The 22638-nt window shown below is 64.7% G+C and carries 16 protein-coding genes and 1 tRNA gene; 7 read left to right on the plus strand and 10 right to left on the minus strand.

Annotated elements, in window-relative coordinates; translation table 11 throughout:
- Positions 1-43: 43 nt before the first annotated feature.
- Positions 44-964 (minus strand): RNase adapter RapZ, encoded by a 921-nt coding sequence (rapZ, locus tag ACQY5K_RS04950; protein WP_428120594.1) that lies wholly within the window; start codon positions 962-964, stop codon positions 44-46.
- A 29-nt stretch (positions 965-993) separates the two neighbouring features.
- Positions 994-2868, minus strand: coding sequence for an excinuclease ABC subunit UvrC (uvrC, locus tag ACQY5K_RS04955; RefSeq protein WP_428120596.1), 1875 nt, complete (start codon positions 2866-2868; stop codon positions 994-996).
- Between the two features lie 230 nt (positions 2869-3098).
- Between uvrC and ACQY5K_RS04960 the strand changes: the two genes are divergently transcribed.
- The 5 genes from ACQY5K_RS04960 to ACQY5K_RS04980 all read left to right on the plus strand — a co-directional run bounded on the left by ACQY5K_RS04960 (position 3099) and on the right by ACQY5K_RS04980 (position 8717).
- Positions 3099-3437 (plus strand): STAS domain-containing protein, encoded by a 339-nt coding sequence (locus ACQY5K_RS04960; RefSeq protein ID WP_419922917.1) that lies wholly within the window; start codon positions 3099-3101, stop codon positions 3435-3437.
- Positions 3438-3442: 5 nt separating this feature from the next.
- On the plus strand, positions 3443-4606 hold the full coding sequence (locus ACQY5K_RS04965; RefSeq protein WP_428120598.1) for a PP2C family protein-serine/threonine phosphatase: 1164 nt from the start codon (positions 3443-3445) through the stop codon (positions 4604-4606).
- An 88-nt stretch (positions 4607-4694) separates the two neighbouring features.
- Entirely contained in the window at positions 4695-5123 is a 429-nt protein-coding gene (locus tag ACQY5K_RS04970; protein WP_428120600.1) for an ATP-binding protein, read from the plus strand.
- 172 nt (positions 5124-5295) lie between these two features.
- Complete coding sequence (locus ACQY5K_RS04975) at positions 5296-6420, plus strand: ABC transporter substrate-binding protein (protein WP_428120602.1); 1125 nt, start codon at positions 5296-5298, stop codon at positions 6418-6420.
- A complete protein-coding gene (locus ACQY5K_RS04980; protein ID WP_428120604.1) occupies positions 6417-8717 on the plus strand; it encodes an ATP-binding protein in 2301 nt (766 codons plus the stop codon). The genes ACQY5K_RS04975 and ACQY5K_RS04980 overlap by 4 nt, the downstream gene beginning before the upstream one ends.
- Positions 8718-8786: 69 nt before the next feature.
- Here ACQY5K_RS04980 and ACQY5K_RS04985 read toward each other — a convergent pair whose 3' ends face one another.
- On the minus strand, positions 8787-9365 hold the full coding sequence (locus ACQY5K_RS04985; protein ID WP_428120606.1) for a carboxymuconolactone decarboxylase family protein: 579 nt from the start codon (positions 9363-9365) through the stop codon (positions 8787-8789).
- 108 nt (positions 9366-9473) lie between these two features.
- The gene (gene uvrA, locus ACQY5K_RS04990; protein ID WP_428120608.1) at positions 9474-12335 is read right to left on the minus strand and encodes an excinuclease ABC subunit UvrA; all 2862 of its coding nucleotides are present in this window, start codon (positions 12333-12335) and stop codon (positions 9474-9476) included.
- Positions 12336-12577: 242 nt separating this feature from the next.
- Between uvrA and ACQY5K_RS04995 the strand changes: the two genes are divergently transcribed.
- Complete coding sequence (locus ACQY5K_RS04995; RefSeq protein WP_428120610.1) at positions 12578-13669, plus strand: S-(hydroxymethyl)mycothiol dehydrogenase; 1092 nt, start codon at positions 12578-12580, stop codon at positions 13667-13669.
- 56 nt (positions 13670-13725) lie between these two features.
- Here ACQY5K_RS04995 and uvrB read toward each other — a convergent pair whose 3' ends face one another.
- The gene (uvrB, locus tag ACQY5K_RS05000; protein WP_428120612.1) at positions 13726-15810 is read right to left on the minus strand and encodes an excinuclease ABC subunit UvrB; all 2085 of its coding nucleotides are present in this window, start codon (positions 15808-15810) and stop codon (positions 13726-13728) included.
- A gap of 328 nt (positions 15811-16138) precedes the next feature.
- On the opposite strand from uvrB, the gene ACQY5K_RS05005 reads away from it, so the two are divergent.
- Positions 16139-16660 (plus strand): hypothetical protein, encoded by a 522-nt coding sequence (locus ACQY5K_RS05005; protein ID WP_428120614.1) that lies wholly within the window; start codon positions 16139-16141, stop codon positions 16658-16660.
- A gap of 32 nt (positions 16661-16692) precedes the next feature.
- On the opposite strand, the gene coaE is transcribed toward ACQY5K_RS05005, so the two are convergent.
- The 5 genes from coaE to ACQY5K_RS05030 form a co-directional block, all read right to left on the minus strand.
- Positions 16693-17328: a dephospho-CoA kinase gene (gene coaE / locus ACQY5K_RS05010; RefSeq protein ID WP_428120616.1), complete on the minus strand. Its 636-nt coding sequence runs from the start codon at positions 17326-17328 to the stop codon at positions 16693-16695.
- Positions 17329-17357: 29 nt separating this feature from the next.
- Positions 17358-18707, minus strand: coding sequence for a 30S ribosomal protein S1 (rpsA, locus tag ACQY5K_RS05015; protein ID WP_428122556.1), 1350 nt, complete (start codon positions 18705-18707; stop codon positions 17358-17360).
- A 249-nt stretch (positions 18708-18956) separates the two neighbouring features.
- Positions 18957-21680, minus strand: coding sequence for a DNA polymerase I (gene polA, locus ACQY5K_RS05020; RefSeq protein ID WP_428120618.1), 2724 nt, complete (start codon positions 21678-21680; stop codon positions 18957-18959).
- A 20-nt stretch (positions 21681-21700) separates the two neighbouring features.
- Complete coding sequence (locus ACQY5K_RS05025) at positions 21701-22276, minus strand: ANTAR domain-containing response regulator (protein ID WP_419922905.1); 576 nt, start codon at positions 22274-22276, stop codon at positions 21701-21703.
- A gap of 156 nt (positions 22277-22432) precedes the next feature.
- Positions 22433-22515, minus strand: a tRNA-Leu gene (locus ACQY5K_RS05030).
- Positions 22516-22638 lie beyond the last annotated feature (123 nt).

The following is a 22638-nucleotide window of genomic DNA, read 5'->3' on the forward strand; positions in this document are numbered from 1 at the left end:
TCATGGACTCCCTGGCGATCTCGCGAGGAATTCGGAATGGCCCTCAGCGATCGATGTCGCGGTGGCGGCATTGGAGATCGTGACCGCGTTCAGCGAGCAGCCGCGAGACTTCCTCGGCGACAGCCACGCTGCGATGGCGACCGCCAGTGCATCCCATGGCGATCGTCAGGTACGACTTTCCCTCTGCGCGGTACGCAGGCAGCACGCTCTCGAGCAGCGGCATGAGCCGGTCGAGGAATGTGGACGAGGCGGCCTGACCGAGCACCCAGTCACGGACCTGATGGTCCAGCCCGGTGAACGGACGCAGGTCAGGGACCCAGTGCGGGTTTGGCAGGAAGCGGCAGTCGAACACGAGATCCGCGTCACGCGGAACACCGTGCTTGTAGCCAAACGACATGACCGCCGTTCGCATCTGCGGTGCGTCGGCAGAGGTCCGGAACTCTTCACGGACGCGGTCGCGCAGTTCATGGACGTTGAGATCTGCCGTGTCGATGACGACGTCAGCCGTCTCGCGCACATCGGCAAGCAGACGTCGCTCCAATTCGATGGCATCAATCACCGATTCCGCGACGGGCTCGGCACCAGCCGCTTGCTCGACGCCGTCGCTGCGGGATGGCTCAGTGTCGCCGGTGTGCAACGGATGCCGGCGGCGGGTGTCGTCGTATCGCCGGATGAGCACATCTGTCGGCGCGTCCAGGAACATCACGCGCACCGACGCATTGCTCTCACGGAGCCGGGCGATCGCCGCGATCAAGTCCTCGCGGTACTCGCGCGTACCTGCCACCAACGCCACTCGGCGGAGCCGAGCGCCGGGTCGGGCGACGAGATCCGCCACATCGGGGATCAAGTTCGGCGGCAGGTTGTCGATGACGAACCAGCCCACGTCTTCCAGCGCGTTCGCTGCTGTGGAGCGACCCGCGCCCGAGAGGCCGGCCACGATGACGAACTCCGGCCCTCCCGCCACAAATGCGAGCGTACGTTCCGAAGCTGCGCTCAAGAGCCGGTCAGGGCCCCGCCCGGATGCGTGGCGTCATAGACGGCCGCAGCGACGGCATCAGGAAGCCAGCTCAGCGCCCGCAGCTCGTCCAATGTGGCTTCCTTGATGGCGCCAACGGTCCCGAGTTCGCGCACCAGTCGGGACCGCCGCTTGTCCCCCAAGCCGTTTATCCCGTCGAGCACACCGGCCTTCATTGCCTTGCCTCGAAGCCGGCGGTGATACGAGACGGCGAATCGATGGCTCTCGTCGCGAACCCGTTGCAAGAGATACAGCGCCTCTGACTGCCGCGGAATGCGAACGGGATCTGACCGGCCGGCCACGAAGACTTCTTCGAATTGCTTTGCGAGCGCAGCGACCGGTATCTGCTCACTCAGGCCGAGCTCTTCGAGCACGCCGACGGCGATGCCGAGCTGACCCTTGCCGCCGTCGACCACCAGCAGCTGGGGCGGGTAGGCAAAGCGGCCCTGCTCCGAGGGCGGGAGCCCGCGCTCGGCCAGATAGTTCCGCAGTCGTCGTCGCAGCACCTCGTCCATGGCCGCGTAGTCGTCGTTGCCGGCCACATTGCGGATCCGGAAGTGGCGGTACTCGCTGCGGCGCGGCAACCCGTCCTCGAGCACCACCATCGAGCCCACGTAGTGCGAGCCTTGAAGGTGGCTCATGTCGTAGCACTCGATGCGCAGCGGCGGCTGATCCAGTCCCAAGTGCTCGGCCAGCTCGTTCAGCGCACGGGCGCGACTGTTGTGATCGGTGCCGCGCTTGAGTCGGTGCCGCACCAGCGACTCGCGGGCGTTGTGCTGCGCAGTTTCCATCAAAGCGCGCTTGTCCCCACGCTGCGGCACCCGAAGCGTCACCCGCGAGCCCCGCTGGCTGCTGAGCCAGTCCTCGTACAGCCCGACACCCGGCGGAAGCGCCGGCACCATCACGCCCTTCGGCCATCCCAGCGGGTTCTCGTCGTGGTACAGCTGCTCGAGCACCCGGGCCACAAGTGCCGGACCGTCCAGCTCCTCCACTTTGTCCACGATGAAGCCTCGCTGGCCCATCACGCGGCCCTTGCGGACGAAGAACAGCTGGACTGCCGCTTCGAGCTCGTCGTCGCCGATGCCGATGACGTCGAAGTCCTCACTGCGCGTCCCAGCAATCTGCTGCTTCTCGATCGCCCGCCGGACACTGGCCAGCCGGTCCCGCAGCCGAGCCGCCAGCTCGAATTCGAGCTCGACCGAGGCGTCGGCCATTCGCTGCTCAAGGTCGTTCACCACTGCGTCGGTGTCGCCTTCGAGAAAGCGAACCAGCTCTCGGACCAGCCGGTCGTAGTCGTCCCGTCCGATCTCGCCGACGCACGGTCCAGCGCACTGCTCGATGTGGTACAGCAGGCACGGCCGGCCGAGCCGCTGGTGGGTGGCCAGCTTGCTGTCGCTGCAGGTGCGGATCGGGAACGTTCGCAGCAACAGATCCAGCGTTTCGCGGATGGCATAGGCGTGCCCGTACGGGCCGAAGTACCGATTCCCGCGCTTGCGACGGCCGCGCATCACCATCGCCCGCGGCCATTCGTCAAGCAGCGTCACCGCCAAGAACGGGTACGACTTGTCGTCTCGAAGCCGCACGTTGAATCTCGGCTGATGCCGCTGGATGAGGCTGTACTCGAGCATGAGCGCGTCGACCTCGGTGGAAACCTCAATCCACTCCACCGATCTGGCCGTGGCCACCATCTGGGCTGTCCGGTGATGAAGCCCCCCAGGATCCCCGAAGTAGCTGTTCAGGCGAGAGCGAAGATTCTTGGCCTTGCCGACGTAGATGACCCGTCCGTCAGCATCGAGAAACTGATAGCTGCCCGGTGCATCTGGCACCGAACCCGGATCAGGTCGCAGGCCCACGCCCGCAGGCTAAGTGCCCTCAAACCCTCGAAATGCACACCGCTTGCCCAACGAGTCGCTCGTCGACCGGCCCACCAAGCGTGTGTCGAGGAAAGGTGGACACGGCGAGGGCGTGTAGTAAGTTGCGCCGACGGAAGGTCTGATCGCGGTTCGCCTGCTCCTGCATGCCCGCCGAAATCGGAACGATGCGGTGATTCCGCACCACGTAGCTGCGCAGGAGGCTGCAAGATATGGAACTCGCACACGAGCGGGACGCAGACACGAACGTGATCAGTCCCTCGGGCAGGGTGGACGGATCGAATTCTGCCGCTTTCCACGAAGCGCTGCTTGCAGCTCTGTCCGACGACGACAGTCGAGTCATCCTCGACATGGGCGGCATCGACTACATCAGCAGCGCCGGCCTGCGCGTGCTGCTCCTGCTCGCCCAGCACCTCAGTGGCAGCTCGAAGCCATTTGCCGTTTGCTCTCTCGCGGCCTCCGTCGACGAAGTGTTCCGGATCAGCGGTTTCAATCAGATCATCACGGTGTTCGGCACGCTCGACGAGGCGAAGGCTCAGCTGGCGTCGTAGCGCACATGTCTCCGCCCTGGCGAATCCTCGTCGTCGACGACGAGCCCGACCTCGAGCCGCTCGTCCTCCAGCGAATGAGGCGGCAAATCCGCAGCGGCAAGTACGAATTCGTTTTCGCGGGCAATGGTCTCGAGGCTCTGGAGAAGCTGCGGACGGACGACTCGATCGACTTGTTACTGTCGGACATCAACATGCCGCAGATGGACGGGCTTACCCTGCTGTCACAGGTCTCGTCGATCCACCAGGACCTGCGCGCGGTCATCATCTCGGCCTACGGCGACATGGGGAACATTCGCACTGCGATGAACCGCGGTGCATTCGACTTCGTCACCAAGCCCGTCGACTTTGATGACCTGCAGATCACGATCGAGCGAACTGTTGAGCACCTCCAGCAATGGCGCGAGGCCACAGCCTCGCGCGACAAGCTCGTCACGCTGCAGAACGAGCTGGACATTGCATCCAATGTCCAGCAATCGATACTGCCCGGCGATTTCCCCTCCTCGGACAAATACCAGACCTGCGCCAACATGGTGCCGGCGCGCAACGTCGGCGGCGACTTTTTCGACTTCGTCTCGTTGCCACAAGACTGTGTTTTCGCGACAGTTGCCGATGTCTCCGACAAGGGCATTCCGGCGGCCCTGTTCATGATGTCGAGCCGCACTGCGCTCAAAGGAGCCGCTATCGGCAGCGGCTCGCCGGGCGCGGCTCTTGCCGAGGCGAACCGCGTCCTGCAGGCCGACAACCCAACCGCAATGTTCGTCACGGTCATTTCCGCGGTCTACGACCCCCACAACGGGCAATGCACCTACGCCAGCGGGGGTCACGATCCGCCCGTCGTGGTCCATACCGACGGCACGGCCTCCCAGCTGCCCGCCACGGGGGGCATCGCTCTCGGGATTGTCCCCGAGCTGAGCTTTGCGGAAGAAACCGTGAAGCTTGAGCCCGGAGAGACCCTCCTGCTGTACACCGATGGTGTGAGCGAAGCGATGAATGTCGAGCAGGAGGAATTCGGCATCAAGCGAATTCTTGAGCTCTTCAACGGTCGGCCACCTCGCGACGCCGACGAAGCCACAGCTGTGATCTTCGAAGCTGTCGCCGAATTCGCTGGCGAAGCCCCCGCATCTGACGACATCACTTGCCTGGCGCTGCACCGGAAAACAGCATCATGAGGCGTCGGCTCTGTACCGCCGAGGTCCCCGCCGACATGCTCTCGAGCGCCTCTGGGCGTCGGAAAGCCTGCACCACGGAGCATCAGCCATGCGACGTTCGTTGAACATCACTCCCGTGCCGGGTTCCGCGGCCGCCGAGGCGCTGCCGCGCATCGTTGCGTTCGTCGAGGAGATGGCCGAGCTGGACGACTGGGCACCCGATCTTGTGCTGCGTTCGAACCTGATCCTCGAAGAGCTGATTCTGAATACTCTGACCCACGGGCGCACGAGCGGCCTCAGCGACATCGAGATCACCCTCGAGAGCGGCGAGGGATCTGTCACGATCACCATCGCCGACGACGGCGCCGCATTCGACCCGCTCACTGACAAGCCGCCGCCCAACACCGAGTTGCCGCTCCAAGAGCGCTCCATCGGCGGTTTGGGCCTCCATCTGGTGGGGACCATGGCCGAGAATCTCGAGTATTCGCACACCGACGGCAAGAACCATCTCACCTTGGTCGCACGGGCTGGTGCCTGAAGGCGCTCCGCCACGCCCGCGGTCTCGCGCCCGTGCCACCATCACGGCACTCACGGTTGTGATGGTCGCCCTGCTCGCCGCCTGCAGCGAATCGTCAGACAACGGCTCATCGGGGTCCGGTGGCGCCGGCAACACACCCACAGCTCCCGCCAGACCGACTGTTCCCGAGGGCGTGAACACCGAGACCGGCGTCTTCGACGATCGCATCGTCTTCGGCCAGTCGGCCGCCTTGAGCGGGCCAGCCGCGGAGCTCGGCCTCGGCATGCGGCTCGGAATCCAAGCCGCGTTCGAGGAGGCCAACCGGGCTGGAGGCGTCAGCGGCCGCCAGCTTGAGCTCGTGGACATGGACGACGCCTACGAGCCCGAAGCAGCGGTGGCCAACACCCGCAATCTCATCGAGAACGAGCAGGTCTTCGCGCTCATCGGCGCCGTCGGAACGCCGACGTCCCGTTCCGCCACGCCCGTCGCCGCCGCCGCCGACGTTCCCTACATCGCCCCCTTCACCGGCGCGGGCTTCCTTCGCGCCGACGACTGGACCAACATCGTCAATCTCCGAGCTTCTTACGCCCAGGAGGCCGAGGAAATGGTGGAACGGCTCACCGCGGATCTCGGGATCACGCGGATCGCCGTGCTGTTCCAGGATGACTCCTTCGGGCGCGCCGGCTACTTCGGGGCGCTGGCAGCGTTGGAGCGTCGCGAGATGGAACCTGTCGCCATCGGCTTCTACCCCCGCAACACAACGGCCATCAAATCGGCGCTGCTCGACCTGCGGGCCGGAAATCCCGAGGCCGTCATCATGGTCGGCGCGTACGAGCCGGTCGGCACTCTGATCTCCTGGGCGCGACGCACCGACTTCGACCCCGTGTTCATCACCCTGTCGTTTGTCGGTGCCAATGCACTCGCCGATCAGCTCGGCGCTGATGGCGAAGGCGTGTACGTCACCCAAGTCGTGCCGTTCCCCTTCGATGCCGAGACGCCCGTGGTCGCGGCGTACCAGGCAGCGCTCGCGGCCCATGAGCCGGACGCAGCGCCCGGCTTCGTGTCCCTGGAGGGGTACATCGCTGGCCGGCTGGCGATCGCCGGACTCGCCCAATGCGGCGGCGCCGTGACACGGGAGTGCTTCCTCGACGCGCTGCTCGGTGCTGATGCGATCGACATTGACGGATTCGTGATGAGGTTCGGCGATGGCGAGAACGTCACTGACGACAACCAAGGCTCTGATGCTGTGTTCGTCACCGAGATCGGTCCCGACGGTGCCTATCGCTCCGTCGACGCCCTCACAGGTGCGCGACGGTGACGGACTCAGTGAGCACCGAGTCGTCGCCGAACGGCGTCTGTGTCGAAACCTCAACCGAAGCCGACGGCCCCGAATTGCCGTCGCCGGCCCACAACGGCGCCCCTGAAGCTGCCGAGGAAACACGAAACACGAAGCCATCGATCCACAACCGCATTTCCACCCGGATGTACGCCGGCATCGCGGCAGCGATGCTGTTGACATTGGCCGCGAGCGTCGTCGGCTGGATCTCGTTCACCCGTGTCGGCGAAGCGGAGAACGAAGTCACCGAAGGTGCTCTCCCCGAGCTGGGCGCCGCGTTCGGCGTTGCGGAATCCAGCAACCGGCTGGTCGCAGGCGGGCCTCGACTCGCATCTTCCGAACCGCAGGACTTCCCGGACGTGGTCGCGGAAATCTCAGCAGCGCGTACCGAGTTCGAGACCCAGCTCGACTTGCTGTGGGCACGCGGCACCGGTTCCATGTGGCTGGGCGAGATGCGCGGATTCGCCGCCCAGCTCAACTCGAACATCGCCGCTATCGAAGCCGACATGCCGGAGTACTTCGCATTGGGCCAAGAGGCCGATCAGTTGCGAACCGAATCCGACGCAGCCGTGCGCGATCTGGTTCGCCTCATCGTGCCTGCGCTCGACGACCAACTCTTCTACCTCGTCGTCGGGCGACGCGATCTGGAATCGTCGCCAACGGATGAGGGAGTGCATCGCTCCGACAGCGAAGTGCTCAACTACCGGCATTGGTCCGCGTTGAGCGGTGACGTGTCAAGATCCGCCGAGCTGCTCGCGAGCGCATTCAGCTTGTCGCAGTCGGCGCTGATTGAACCACTGCGGGAGAGCTTCGAGTCTGCGTCAGACCGCATCGAGATCAGCGTCACAACCCTCTCCGATTCCGCTGATCCAGAACTGCAGCCTGCTGTGGACCGCTTGTTCGAGCTCGGACTCGGCGAGAACAGCGTCTTCGACGTGATGTACCGGCGCCTGCAAATCGAAGAAACTCAGCGCGAGCTCCTCGCAGGCAACCAGGATCTAGCCGTCGCGCTGGTGCAAGAGATCGAAGGCCTCGTCGGCGCTGTGCAGCAAGACGTCGATTCGGCCACCGAGGCTTCCGCCCAAGCCGTGCAGACCGGCCGGCTGCTGCTGGCGGTGATTAGCGTGGTCGGCGTCGTCGGAGCACTGCTCATCAGCTGGTTGTTCGTCGGCAAGCGTGTTCTGGCTCGAATCGGTCGGCTGTCGAACCGCATGCGGGCACTGGCTGGCGGTGACTTGGAATCCGCCGTCGACACCACAGGCAGGGACGAAGTTGCCGAGATGGCCGACGCTTTGGAGGTATTCCGGCGGGACGCACTGGAAGTGCAACGGCTCAACCTTGTCGAGAAGCTGGCAGCGGAGTTGGGCGAGCGGAACGAGCAGCTCTCACAGACGCTGGCCGATCTGGACCGTGCACAGGACCAGATCGTCGCCAACGAGAAGCTCGCCGCGTTGGGCGAAGTGACGGCCGGCGTTGCTCACGAGATCCGCAACCCGCTCAACTTCGTCAAGAACTTCTCTGAGTCGTCGGCCGAATTGCTCGACGAGCTGTTGGAAGCTCTGGCCGATCCAGAGCCGCCCGACGACCACGACGACTACGTCGCCGAGATCTCAGGCGACCTGAAACAAAACCTGACGCGTATCCGATCGCACGGCGACCGGGCCAACCGCATCGTCGAGAGCATGCTGATGATGGGTCGCGGCGGCGGCGAGACACGACCGGTGGACATCAACGCCTTGCTCGACGAACACGCGATGCTCGCCTATCACAGCGCCCGCGCCCAAGATTCCGACTTCAATGTCACGCTTGAGCGCGACTTCGATCCAGACCTCGGCGAGCTCGAGGTCATCCCGCAGGACATGGGTCGGGTCTTCCTCAACCTCGTCAACAATGCGGGCTACGCAGCGAACCAGCGATGGCGCGATCTTGGCGGAGGGCCTGGGATGTCCGTGACGATCGGCGACAAAACAGAGCTCTATTTCCCGACAATTCGGCTGAGCACGCGCCGGACAGATGAAACCGCCGTGATCTCAGTCCGTGACAACGGCACGGGCATCCCACCTGAGGTGGCCCAACGCATCTTCGAACCCTTCTACACCACGAAGCCCGCCAACGAGGGCACCGGCCTGGGCTTGGCGATGTCGAACGACATCGTGCGCGGGCACGGCGGATCCATCTCCGTCGACAGCGAGCCCGGCGAATTCACAGAGTTCACCGTTGAGCTTCCGCTCGCGCCTCCCGCGCTCACTGACGAGGGAGCCCCGGCGGATACGGGCTGAACTGGCCTTCGTCGAGTTGGACTGGGTCGATGCGGACTGGGTCGATGCGGACTGGGCGCTCGTCGGACCTCAGGACGTGCCCTCAAAGGGATCGTCCCACTCCGCCGGCAACGGCACCTCAAAGGCATTCAGCGTCAGCGAAATCAAGCAGTAGTAGCCCACCGTGGTGACCAACTCAATGACTCCTTCGGTGCCGAACTCAGCCAGCGCCGCTGCGTAGGTCTCGTCGCTCAAGCGATGCGACTCGACCAGCTCGGCGGCGACGCTGTGCGCTATTGCCTCAGGGCCACGGAACTCCGCCGGTCGGCCCTCGCGCAAGGCGTCGAGGTGGCGCTGGTCGACACCCGCAGCAAGAGCCAGGCGCTCATGCGCAGCGAACTCGAACTTGGCCTTGTAGTGGGCCCCCACGGTGCAGATTGCGGCCTCCTTCACGTTCTCCGCGAGTCCAGACCTGAACCGCACTGCAGCGCCCAACTCCTGCGTCGGTGCACCGATGGCCGGTGCGCGTACCCACACGCCATACGGCCCCGGTAGTCCGCGTCCAGCCAAGTTGGACGTTGCGGAGCTGCGAGGACCACTGCGCAAAGCGTCGTAGACCGTGCGCTGTTCATCGGTCAGCTCGTCCGGCGTGATCTCTGGCAGCCTCATGTGCTCGCTCTCCTCGCGATGATTCGCTCGCCGACACTAGGTGCACGTGCGCCGGTCGCAGCGCCGAAGCGCCGCCGCGTGTCGCGTTCGGAAGGCGTTGTGCGCCGCTCAGCGCAGCAGCGGGGCGAGGTATCGGCCGGTATGGGACTCGGGAGTCGCAACGATCTCCTCCGGCGTCCCAGCCGCCACGATGGTCCCTCCGCCGGTGCCGCCTTCGGGGCCCATGTCGATGATCCAGTCGGCGGTCTTGATGACGTCGAGATTGTGCTCGATGACGATCACCGTGTTACCGCCATCCACCAGACGATCGAGGACGCCGAGGAGCCGACGTATGTCCTCGAAGTGGAGCCCCGTGGTGGGCTCGTCGAGGATGTAGATGGTATGCCCGGTGGAGCGCTTCGACAGCTCGCTCGCCAGCTTGACTCGCTGCGCCTCGCCGCCGGACAGCGTCGTCGCAGGCTGACCCAACCGGATGTAGCCCAACCCGACATCAGTGAGCGTCCTCATGTGACGGCTGATCGCCGGCTGTGCCGCGAAGAACTCTTGTGCTTCCTCGCAGGGCATGTGCAGCACGTCCGCGATGGTCATGCCCTTGAAGCGAACCTCAAGCGTCTCCCGGTTGTATCGGGCCCCTTTGCACACGTCGCAGGGCACGTAAACATCGGGGAGAAAGTGCATCTCGATCTTGATATTCCCGTCACCGGAACAGGCCTCGCACCGGCCACCCTTGACATTGAAGCTGAAACGGCCCGGCAGGTAGCCGCGCACCTTGGATTCGTTCGTGGCGGCGTACAGCTTGCGGATGTGATCGAACACGCCGGTGTACGTGGCCGGATTCGACCGCGGCGTCCGCCCGATCGGCGACTGGTCGATGTCGATGACCTTGTCCAGCGCCTCGGAGCCCTCGATAGCGGTGTGCAAGCCCGGCACTTGTTTGGAGGAGTAGATGCGCTGCATCAGCGCCTTGTACATGATGTCGTTCACCAGCGTGCTCTTGCCGGAGCCTGACACTCCCGTGACGCAGACGAAACAGCCGAGCGGGAATTCGACGTCAATCTTGCGCAGATTGTGCTCGCGAGCACCACGCACCGTCAGCCGATCCTGTCCGGGAAGACGTCGCTGCGACGGCAGCGGGATCTCGCGCTGTCCGCTGAGGTACTCCCCCGTCACCGAGCCCGGTGCGCCCGGGAGGCCGTCCACCGGTCCGCTGTAGACAATCTCCCCGCCATGTTCGCCTGCACCCGGGCCGATGTCCACGACCCAGTCCGCCACCGAGATCGTCTCGAGGTCGTGCTCGACAATGAGGACGGTGTTGCCCAGGTCGCGCAAGTGGAGCAAGGTGTCGATCAGCCGGCGGTTGTCACGCTGGTGCAATCCGATGGAGGGCTCGTCCAGCACGTACAGCACGCCCTCGAGGCCGCTGCCGATCTGGCTGGCGAGCCGGATCCGCTGCGCTTCGCCGCCCGCCAAGGTCGCGGCTGAACGATTCAGTGTGAGGTAGTCCAGACCCACATCGAGCAGAAAGTTCAGCCGAGCGTCGATCTCTTTGACGATCGGAGCGGCGATGATGCGCTGCCGTTCGGTGAGTTCGAGACCGTCGATGATCTTGGCTGCCTCGCCGATCGAAGCAGAGCACAGCTCGGAAATGTTCCGACCAGCGACGCGAACCGCAAGCGACACATCGTTGAGGCGCGCTCCACGGCAGGTGCCGCAGGGGACCTCGCGCATGTAGCCCTCGATGCGATTTCGCGACCAGTCGCTCTCGGTATCGGCGTGGCGCCGACGCAGAAAGGGAATGACGCCTTCGTAACGAGTGGTGTAGCTGCGCGATCGCCCGTAGCGGTTTCGGTATCGCACGGTGATCTGCTTGCCGGCCGGAGCGCCGCCCAGGAGCAATCCACGCTGGCCCTCGTCGAGTTGCGACCATGGGACGTCAAGTGGGATGTCGTGCTCTTCGCCGACAGCTTCGAGCAGGCGAATGAACCACTTTCCGGTGGCTCCGGCCCATGGCGCAAGTGCCCCACCCGCGACCGACAGCTCGGAGTTGGGCACGACCAGCTCGGGATCGACTTCGAATCGGGTGCCGAGCCCATCGCAGGTGTCGCACGCGCCGTACGGGGAGTTGAACGAGAAATTGCGAGGTGCCAATTCCTCGAAGGAGCGTCCCGTCGTCGGGGAATACAGGTGCTGACTGAACGTCAGCATCTCCGAGGGATCCTCGGTTTCGCTGCGGGAAACGGGCCCCGGCACGAGATGTACCCACACGTGCCCGTCGGCGAGCCCGAGCGCGGCTTCGACCGACTCGGTCAATCGCTGCTCGATGTCGGAGCGCATGACCAAGCGATCAACGATGACCTCGATGTCGTGGTTGACATACCGGTCGAGACGTTCGATCTCGGAGACATCGCCGAGGTCGAGCACCTCGCCGTCGACCCGGACGCGTGCGTAGCCCTGCCGAGCAAAATCGCCGAGCTGCGTGTGATAGTCGCCCTTGCGGCCCCGCACAACCGGCGAAAGCACCTCGAAACGAGTGCGGAGTGGCAGCTGCACGATCCGATCGACGATCTGCTGAGCCGTCTGGCGTTGCACGATCTCGCCAGTCTGTGGATCGTGCTGAATGCCGACGCGGGCGTACAGCAATCGCAAATAGTCGTACACCTCGGTGATCGTGCCGACGGTGGAGCGCGGGTTGCGGCTGGCGCTCTTCTGGTCGATGGAGATCGCCGGCGACAGGCCCTCGAGGAAGTCCACGTCGGGCTTGTCCATCTGGCCGAGAAACTGCCGGGCGTAGGCCGACAAGGACTCGACGTACCGGCGCTGCCCTTCGGCATAGATGGTGTCGAAGGCCAGCGAGGACTTCCCGCTGCCGGACAGCCCCGTGAACACGATCATGCGATCTCGCGGCAGCTCGACATCCACGTTGCGCAGATTGTGCTCCCGCGCCCCGCGGACGATCAGCCGTTCACCCATTCGGTCCCCGAGTCATTCTGGGCGATCCTATCTGTGGCCCCAGACACAAACACAAGTTCGCAAACGGGCTTCACAGCACGTTGCCCAGAGCGAGGATCGGCACAACTAGGGTCGCGCCGGGGCGCGCGCAAACCGTGCCGGAACCACGTGCTGCTCGGTCCCATGGAGGATCGTCAGACCGCAGAATCAGTACAGGTCCCCGATACCCATGATCGGGGACCGACACCAACGGGGGGGCGGTTATGCCATACGAAGTACGAGGCGTCGTGGCACGCGCGCAGGGCGAGCCGGTGACAGTCGAGACGATCACGGTCCCCGATCCCGGGCCTGGGGAAGTCATCGTCGACATCGCGGCGTGCGGGGTCTGCCACACCGATCTGCACTACCGCGAAGGCGCCATCAACGACGAGTTCCCGTTCCTGCTGGGCCACGAAGCGGCGGGCATCGTGGCCGAGATCGGGGACGGCGTGACCAATGTGGCCGTCGGCGACTTCGTGGTCCTGAATTGGCGCGCCGTCTGCGGCAACTGCCGTTCGTGCGAACGGGGACGTCCCTGGTATTGCTTCGCCACGCACAACGCAGCCCAGAAGATGACGCTCGACGGTGTCGAACTGTCCCCGGCGCTCGGCATCGGTGCGTTCGCAGACAAGACACTGGTGGCTGCGGGACAGGCCACCAAGGTCGACCCTGCCGCGCCGCCTGAGGTCGCCGGTCTCATCGGTTGCGGCGTCATGGCGGGTCTCGGCGCAGCCATGAACACCGGCGGCGTGGGCCGCGGCGACAGCGTGGCCGTGTTCGGCTGCGGTGGCGTGGGCGATGCCGCTATCTGCGGTGCCCGGCTCGCCGGGGCGCACACCATCATCGGCATCGACCTCGACGACCGCAAGCTCGAGTGGGCGTCCGAGTTCGGCGCAACCCACACGATCAACTCCTCGGGCCTGCGCAATGACGAGGTGATCGAAGCGATCCGCGAGCTCACAGGCGGCAACGGTGTCGACGTGGCCATTGAGGCTGTCGGATTGCCGCAGACCTACGAGCAGGCGTTCTACGCCCGGGACCTCGCCGGGACCGTTGTGCTGGTCGGCGTGCCGAATCCCACCATGAAGATCGAACTGCCCATGATCGAGGTCTTCGGCCGAGGGGGCCAGCTAAAGAGTTCGTGGTATGGCGACTGCCTGCCGAGCCGGGACTTCCCGATGCTCATCGACCTGCACTTGCAGGACCGTCTGCCACTCGACAAGTTCGTCAGTGAGACCATCGGCATCGACGGCGTCGAGGAGGCTTTCGAGAAGATGGAACGCGGCGAAGTGCTGCGCTCAGTCGTCGTTCTCTAGGCGTTCGTTCTCTGGGCCTTCGTTCTCTGGGCCTTCGTTCTCTGGGCCTTCGGCCTCTAGCCGCTCGCGTCGCGCAGGTCTCGGCGCAGTTCCCGCAGTTCGTCGCGTAGACGTGCGGCGTATTCGAATCGCAGGTCCGCTGCGGCCTCCGCCATCTCCTCTTCCAGCGACGCAATGAGCCGCGTGAGGTCGTCTGCTGGGAGATCCCCGTACGCGGCGCGCAACCGCTCGGAGGTGACGCGCCCTCCCACAAGGTTCTCGGGCACCGGAGCGCCCTCAGCCGGTCCGCGCAGCACTTCAAGGATGTCCGTGACGGCCTTGCGAATGGTCTGCGGATCGATGCCGTGCTCGGCGTTGTATGCTTGTTGCAGACCGCGCCGTCGATTGGTCTCTGACACCGCCCGCCGCATCGAATTGGTCACCGCGTCGGCGTACATGACCACTTGGCCGTCCACGTTGCGCGCTGCTCGCCCGATGGTCTGAATGAGTGACGTCTCGCTGCGCAGAAAGCCCTCCTTGTCCGCGTCGAGAATCGCCACGAGGCTGACCTCGGGCAGGTCCAAGCCCTCGCGCAGCAGGTTGATTCCCACGAGCACATCGAAGTGTCCCAACCGCAGGTCTCGAAGGATCTCGATGCGCTCGATGGTGTCGATTTCAGAATGGAGGTAGCGCACTCGGACACCCAGCTCGAGCAGGTAGTCCGTGAGGTCCTCGGACATCTTCTTGGTCAGCGTGGTGACCAGGACACGCTGCCCACGCTCAGTCACGCGCTCGATCTCCGCCATCAGATCGTCGATTTGACCCTTCGTCGGGCGGATCACAATCTCGGGATCGACAAGCCCGGTCGGGCGAACGATCTGCTCGACGACTTGCTGGCTCGTGCGCAACTCGTAGTCGCCCGGTGTCGCTGACAGGAAGACGACCTGGTTGAGCCGCTCCATGACTTCCTCGAAGCGCAGGGGGCGATTGTCCCGCGCTGACGGCAGGCGAAATCCGTGCGCGACGAGCGTGTCCTTGCGCGCCCGATCCCCCGCAAATTGACCGTGTAGCTGCGGCATCGCCACGTGGCTCTCGTCGATGACCAGCAAGTAGTCGTCGGGAAAGAAGTCGAGCAGGGTGTAGGGCGGCTCTTCGTACGTGCGGCCGTCGAGGTGCATGGAGTAGTTCTCGACGCCGTTGCAATAGCCGAGCTCGGCGAGCATTTCGAGGTCGTACTCAGTGCGCATCCGAAGCCGCTGCGCCTCGAGCAGCTGGTTGTTCTTCTCGAAGAACCCCAGCTGTTCCGCCAGCTCCGCCTCGATGCCGCCGACCGCCCGCTGCAGCTTGTCGGCGCCCGTCACATAGTGCGAGGCCGGGAACACCGTGATTTCGGAGAGCTCGCCGAGCCGCTCACCCGTGACCGGATCGATCCGGCTGACGCGGTCGATTTCGTCGCCGAAGAGCTCGACTCGCACCAGGGATGCCTCGTATGCCGGGTGGATCTCGAGCGTGTCGCCGCGAACGCGAAACTTGCCGCGCACAAGGTTCATGTCATTGCGCTCATACTGCATATCGACGAGACGCCGCAGGATCGTGCGCTGGTCGACGATCTCGCCCACCCGCAGGTAGAGCATCTGGCGGAGGTACTCCTCGGGCGCGCCCAACCCATAGATCGCAGACACTGATGCCACCACGATGACATCACGTCGAGTCAGCAACGCCGCCGTCGCAGAGTGCCGCAGGCGATCAATCTCGTCGTTGACGGAGGAGTCCTTCTCGATATAGGTGTCCGAGGCGGGCATGTACGCCTCGGGCTGGTAGTAGTCGTAGTAGGAGACGAAGTACTCCACGCGGTTGTCGGGAAAAAACTCCCGGAACTCGTTCGCGAGCTGCGCCGCCAGGGACTTGTTCGGCGCGAGCACCAGCGTCGGCCGCTGCGCGCGTTCGATCGTCCACGCGATCGTCGCGCTCTTGCCCGAACCGGTGATGCCCAGCAAAGTCTGGAATCGGTCGCCCCGATCAATTCCTTCGAACAGCTCAGCTATTGCCCGAGGTTGATCGCCGGCCGGGTCGAAGCCGGCGACCACTCGGAATGGATGTGCAGCCGTCGGACTCGGCAGCCAGGGCCGGGATCGCCGCGTCGCAGTAGAGGCTGCCGACATGCGTCTGAGGCTATGCCGAAGGGCGAGCTCGATCGCCGCGTCAAACGGCCAGACGGCGCTCGGGGTCACAGGGCCCGCTGCGGTGTTCTGAAGTTTCGAACGGTGAGCACACGCTCCAACCGCGTGCGCGTTGTGCCGCGACATCGGATCATGTCCACCTGCGCCCGGCCGGTGTGGTTATCCTGCCGCGCTGACGCCCGACGGCGACCAACTGCTCCTGCCGATCGCATTGACCGCACCTTCCGAGCGCTCGCGCTCGAACCGAGCCAGAGCCCACGACCAACCAACCCCTGAGGACATTGAGCCAACCACCAGGCCCCGACCGCCCATGAGCCGCGACAACCCAGACGCCGAAGCGCCCGTCGACACGTTCGACGAAGACACGCTTGCCGAAGAGATGCTTGACGACAGCGACCTCGAACCGCCCCAAGAGGAGCTCGAGGCCGAAGAGCTTGGCGTCGGCGGACCCGAAGATCCCGATACCGACGACGCAGTAGTCAGCGATATCTCGGTCGACGATTCCGATGACGCCAAAGACGATGTGCCCGCGCGTCGTGAAGTTCCCGCTGGCGTTCGGCCTTCCGACGACGAGGACGACGACGAAGACGATGACGAGGAACTCGAAGCCGACCTCGGAGAGATCCTCAAGGAACGGCTCGCCTCCTCCGACGACGACGAAGACGACGACGAAGACGACGACATCGGCATCGTGTCCGGCTCCCGCTCGACGTCCAAGCAGGAGGACGAGATCCTCTGCGAAGGTTGCTTCTTGCTGGTCAAGCCGTCGCAGTTCGACACGCGTTCGCCCGAGCCGACCTGCCCGCACTGCGGGACGCCCATCGCCGTCTGAGCGCTGCTGCGCAGGGCCGATGAGCCGCTCGGTCAGCCGTGAGTCGTTGGTTCGCTGTGCGGCAGCGCGCCAGCCCATTCGAACGCGGCGCCGACTGCCGCTTCGAGCTCAGCGAGGCCGCCTGAATTGTCGATGACCCAGTCAGCGAGTGCACGCCGCTCGGAGCCGGACAACTGCGCAGCGATCCGTGCCCGTGCGTCTGTTGCGACGAACCCGCGCGACGTCACGAGGCGCTCGACTGCCAGTTCGGTCGGCGTGTCGACGACGATGATGCCGCTCGTCGGATAGCGAGCCGGTCGCCCTTTCGCCAGGCCCTCGGCCAGCAGCGGTATATCAAGGACAACGAGCCGGTCTGTGCCTGCCAGCTCGTCGAGCCGTCTCCGGATCTCACGCCCGACCGGCGGATGGGTGATCGCGTTCAGGTCCGCGAGCGCTTCGGCATCGTTGAACACGATCGACGCGACCGCGGCACGGTCCAAGGTGCCGTCGGCAGCCACAATGTGGTCACCGAAGCGAGCCACCATCTCCGCAAAGACTTTGCCGGCGGGATCCTGCAGTTCTCGCACGATGACATCCGCGTCGATGAGCGCAGCTCCACGTTGCACGAACCCCGTCGCGACGGTGCTCTTGCCGCTGCCGATGCCGCCGGTGAGACCGACCGCAATCATCAAGCAGAGTTCAGCGAAACGCGGACGGGCTAGTCGTCGTCTTCGGCGGCGTCCGGCGCGGGTGCATCATCGGGACCCGGGTTCTCATAGTGAGCCAACGCTTGGCGGTACGCCTCCTCTCCGTGCTCCTCGTAGTACTCGCGCCAGGCACGCTCGGCCTCGGACTCCTCGCCTTCGGCCGGTGTCTCATAGCTGAACTCGCCGATGAAGTTGCCCTCTTCGTCGTACGCATGATCGCCGAACGCCTCGCGGTACTCCTCGGCGACGACGCCGCCCTCGGCTGCCTGCTTGATGGACAGGCTGATGCGGCGACGCTGGAGGTCGAGATCGATGATCTTCACCCACAATTCCTCGCCGGGGGTGACGACCTGCTCGGGCAGCTCAACGTGGTGCGCAGACATCTCCGAGATGTGCACCAAGCCTTCGATGCCGTCCCCAACCTGCACGAAAGCGCCGAACGGCACGAGCTTCGTGACCCGTCCGTACACCAGCTCTTCCACACGGTGACTGGTAGCGAACGCCTCCCATGGATCCTGCTGCGTGGCCTTGAGCGACAGCGAGATGCGCTCACGGTCACGGTCAATCTCGAGGACCTCCACCTGGACCTCGTCGCCGATGGTGACCACGGAGCTGGGGTGATCGACATGCTTCCAAGAGAGTTCGGAAACGTGGATGAGTCCGTCCATGCCGCCCAAGTCGACGAATGCGCCGAAACTCACGACCGACGAAACCCGGCCCGTTCGACGCTCGCCACGCGTGAGATCACGCAAGAATCCCTCGCGCTCTTCCTTGAGACTCTCCTCGAGCCAGGCACGCCGGCTGAGCACGACATTGTTTCGGTTCTTGTCGAGTTCGATGATCTTCGCTTCGAGCTCGCGCCCGACGTACGGAGCGAGGTCCCGCACCCGCCGGAGTTCGACCAGCGAAGCCGGCAAGAACCCGCGCAGACCGATGTCGACAATCAGCCCGCCCTTCACGACTTCGATCACCGGGCCTTTGACAACGCCGTCGGACTCGCGAATCTCTTCGATGCGGCCCCACGCCCGTTCGTACTGCGCCCGCTTCTTCGACAGGACCAGTCGGCCGTCAGGGTCTTCCTTCTGCAGAACGAGCGCTTCGATCTGATCGCCGATCTGGACGACCTCGGACGGATCGACGTCGTGCCGGATGGACAGCTCTCGAGCCGGGATGACGCCCTCGGATTTGAATCCGATGTCCAGCAGCACCTCGTCGCGGTCGACCCGCACAATCGTGCCGGCCACGATGTCGCCGTCGTCGAACTCGACGATCGTCCCTGCGATGGCCTCTTCAAACGAGACATCACCCAAGTCGTCGACCGCCACGATGCGCGGCACGTAGTCGCCGGCGTCCGTGAACATTCCGAAGCCGGTGTCGGACGCAGCGTTGCCGTCCGCTGCACCGTTGCTGTCAGACGCACCGTTGCTGTCAGACGCTTCCGGCGGAGGCCCTTCCGATGCTGGCTCTGGAGGTGCTGCGGGTTCTGGATCCAGGGTTTCGGTGGCGGGGGCAGTTGCGTCGGTCACGGTGTCAGGGGATGCTCACGTAGGCGATACGAGCACAGGCGGCAGAGCACGCCGCTCAAAGCGCAGCGCAAGGCTACCGGGGGCTCACGCCTTGGCATCTGCCCACGTGGTACCTGTCGCGACATGGACTTCGAGTGGCACAGCGAGGTCTGCGGCATGTCGCATCGTTTCGACCGTGAGCTCGGTCACCTGGTGCGCTTCATCTGGATGAACCTCGACGATGACCTCATCGTGGACCTGAAGCACGAGTCGGCTCGCCAATCCAAGAGCTTCCAGAGCAGCAGCCAGACGAACCAGCGCCACCTTGAAGATGTCTGCCGCGAGGCCCTGGATCGGGGCGTTCATGGCCTGCCGCTCGGCTGCCTGGCGCACTCGGAAATTGCGAGCCGACAGCTCTGGCAGCGGCCGGCGTCGGCCGAACGCGGTCTCGGTATATCCGCGATCACGGCTCTGTGCCACGACGCCTTCCATGAACGAGCGAACGTTGGGGAAGGCTTCGAAGTACGCCGCCAGGATTGAGTCCGCTTCATCGGTCGGCACGCCGAGGCGCTGCCCGAGGCCGTACGCCTCCATGCCGTATGCCAACCCGTAGCTCACCATCTTTGCCGTCGATCGCTGCTGGGTCGTGACTCCCTGCGGTGCAACGCCAAACAGAGATGCGGCGGTGGCGCTGTGGATGTCACGGCCTGCGGCGAATGCATCGACGAGGCCGGGGTCCCCCGAGAGATGTGCGATGACGCGCAGCTCAATCTGGTTGTAGTCCGCGATCAGCAACTCGAATCCGTCTGCGGGCACGAAGGCTCGCCGGAACAGCCGGCCCTGCTCGGTGCGCACTGGAATGTTGTGAAGGTTGGGTTCCTCCGAGCTGAGTCGGCCAGTGCGTGCAACGGTCTGATTGAAGGTGGCGTGAATGCGTCCATCGGCGGACACGTACTCGAGCAAGCTGACGCCGTACGTCGAGCGGAGCTTTTCCACTTCCCTGTAGGCCAGCAGACAATCCACGATCTTGTGCTCACCGCGCAGCGACTCGAGCGCAGCTGCGCTGGTGGAGTAGCCCGTCTTCGTCTTGCGCTGAGGCGCCAGGCCGAGATCGGTGAACAACACTTCTGCCAGCTGTTTCGGAGAGTTGACATTGAGGTCGTCGCGTCCCGCAAGCAGCCGTACCTCTGCTTTGAGCGCGGCCACTTCAGCGGTGAGATGGTCCCGCAACGCCTCAAGCTCGGTTCGGTCAACTCCGATGCCGACGGCCTCCATGCGGGCCAGGACCGAAATGAGCGGGCGTTCGATATCGCGGTAGAGATCGGACATGCCCATCTCATCGAGCAGCGCGTCGAGGACAGGTGCAAGCAGCGCTACGGCGAGAGCATCCCGACCTGCCTGAACGCTGAGATCCGTCGGCTCCGCATCGACATTGTCGAATCCGAGCTGGCCCTGGGCCTCGACTGCCCCGTCGTCGAAGTGAATGCCGCAGTGGCGAGCCAGCAGAGCCCCAATCTCGTCGCGGCCCTCAGAGGGATCGATGAGGTACGCAGCGATGGCGGTATCCACCTCGAGCCCTGGCAAGCCCGCACCATCAGGGCCGATTGCGGGCAGTCGCGCCAAGGCTCGCATCAAGGGCTTGGCCTGATGGACATGCACACCCGGACCGTCAGTCCCAAGCAATGCGATCAGCGCGGATGCGATCTCGTCACGGCCAAGCTGATCCGGTCTCAACGCGAGCACCTCGGCTGCGTCGGCGTCGGTTTCGATCGCGAGCACACCCAACCTGTCGTCGTCGCTCCGCGCCCATCCGACAGCGACGGGCTCGGGGCGCCGAGCCAGCTCGGCGAGCATGTCCGCGACATCGGCGGCGGCGGGCGTCAGCACTCGAACCTCTGCCAGTCCAGCGGATTCGCTGCCAGCGGACCCGGCAGTGAGCACGCCGTCCAACGTCGTTCCGATCAGAGCCTCTTGCAGGCGGGCGCGCAGGCTTGCGAATTCGAGGAATTCGAATGTGCGGTCCACGAGTTCCGCATCGAAGCCGTCCCACCGCAGCTCATGAGCAGGCACGTCGATCGGTGCATCGGTTCGCAGTTCCATCAATTCGATGTTGCGGCGAACGACATCGGCGTGTGCGGCAAGATTCTCGGCCAGCTTGGGCGTCTGCTCGGACGCCGCAGCGAGCAGCGCCTCCACATTTCCGTATGAGTTCAGCAGTTTTGCCGCGGTTTTCTCCCCGACTCCGGGCACGCCGGGCAGGTTGTCGGAAGGGTCCCCCCGCAACGCGGCGTACTGCACATACATCTCGGGCGTGACGCCGGTCCGCTCAGTGATGCCGGCCTCGTCGTACAGCGCGTAGTCGGTGACTCCCCGTCGGTTGTACAGAACCTGGACATGCGGGTCGCGCACGAGTTGGTACACGTCCCGGTCGCCGCTCACGACCACAACGTCGTCACCTCGAAGATCTGCCTCGTGCGCCAGCGTCGCGAGCAGGTCGTCGGCCTCGAATCCCGCACAGTCGATGGCCGGGATGCTCAAAGATTCGAGCACTTGACGCACAAGGCCGAATTGCTCGATCAGGGTTGCGGGGGTCGCGTCGCGCTGGGCCTTGTAGTGCGGTGCCGCCGTGTGGCGGAATGTCGGCTCGCGACGGTCGAAGCACACGGCAAGCGCGTCTGGGCGATGGTCTCGCACCAGATTGATGAGCATCGAGGTGAAGCCATACACCGCACCAGTGCGCTGGCCTGAACGCGTTGCCATGTCCTCTGGAATAGCGAAGAACGCCCTATATGTCAGGGAATTCCCGTCGAGCAGCAGCAGCCTCGTCATCGGGCCTCCCAGCGGGGACCTCAGGGCGTCAGCTGACCGTCGACGACCTGCTGGGCGATGTCTCGCATCTTCGCACGATTGGCCATCGCGGTGCTCCGGATGAACTCGAACGCGTCTTGCTCGGTGAGCTGAAACTCGTCCATCAGGGTGCCTTTCGCCCGCTCCACCGCCTTGCGGGTCTCCAGCTTCTCCTCAAGGCTCTCGACAGTGTCCTCCAGCTCACGCATCTCTGTGAAGCGGCCCCATGCAACCTCGATGGCCGATACCAGTTCTTCGCGCTGGAACGGCTTCACCAAGTACGACAGCACCCCGGCGTCACGCGCTTCGGCGATGAGATGCCGTTTGCTGAACGCCGTGAGTATCAGGACTGCCGAAGCGCGGTCGGCGGCGACCTCCCTGGCTGCATCGAGACCGTCGCGACCGGGCATCTGGATGTCGAAGATGCACACGTCGGGCTCGTGACGACGGACCAGGTCCACTGCTTCGTCGCCCCGCCCGGTCTCTGCCACGACGACGTAGCCCTCGTCTTCGAGCATCTCCCGCAAGTCGAGCCGAATGATGGCTTCGTCCTCTGCGATCACGACTCGCTTGGGCACACACGCTCCCCGAACTCGACGGGACTTCCCGCGCCAGTCGCCGTTGTGGACTCTTGTCCCTCTCGGCGGCTGCGGGTCGGCCAGCCTACCTGTCAGGTTGCCGTGGCTCGCCGGATTTCGCCTTGCCTCGCAGGGCAACAGCGCGATGCACTGGAGTGCCCGGGGCGGGAGTTGAACCCGCACGCCCGTGAGGGCAGAGGATTTTGAGTCCTCCGTGTCTGCCGTTTCACCACCCGGGCTCTGAGCCGCCACAGCGTACTCACGGTCAAACTGGCCGCGTGAAAGGGATGCAGCCGGCAGCCAGACCACTTGTCTCCCGCTCCCGTTCGCTGCACTGCATGCCCGTTCGGCCATGGAGTCGC

The sequence above is a fragment of the Candidatus Poriferisodalis sp. genome, from assembly GCF_965262965.1.
In the GTDB taxonomy this organism is placed as follows: Bacteria; Actinomycetota; Acidimicrobiia; order Acidimicrobiales; family Poriferisodalaceae; genus Poriferisodalis.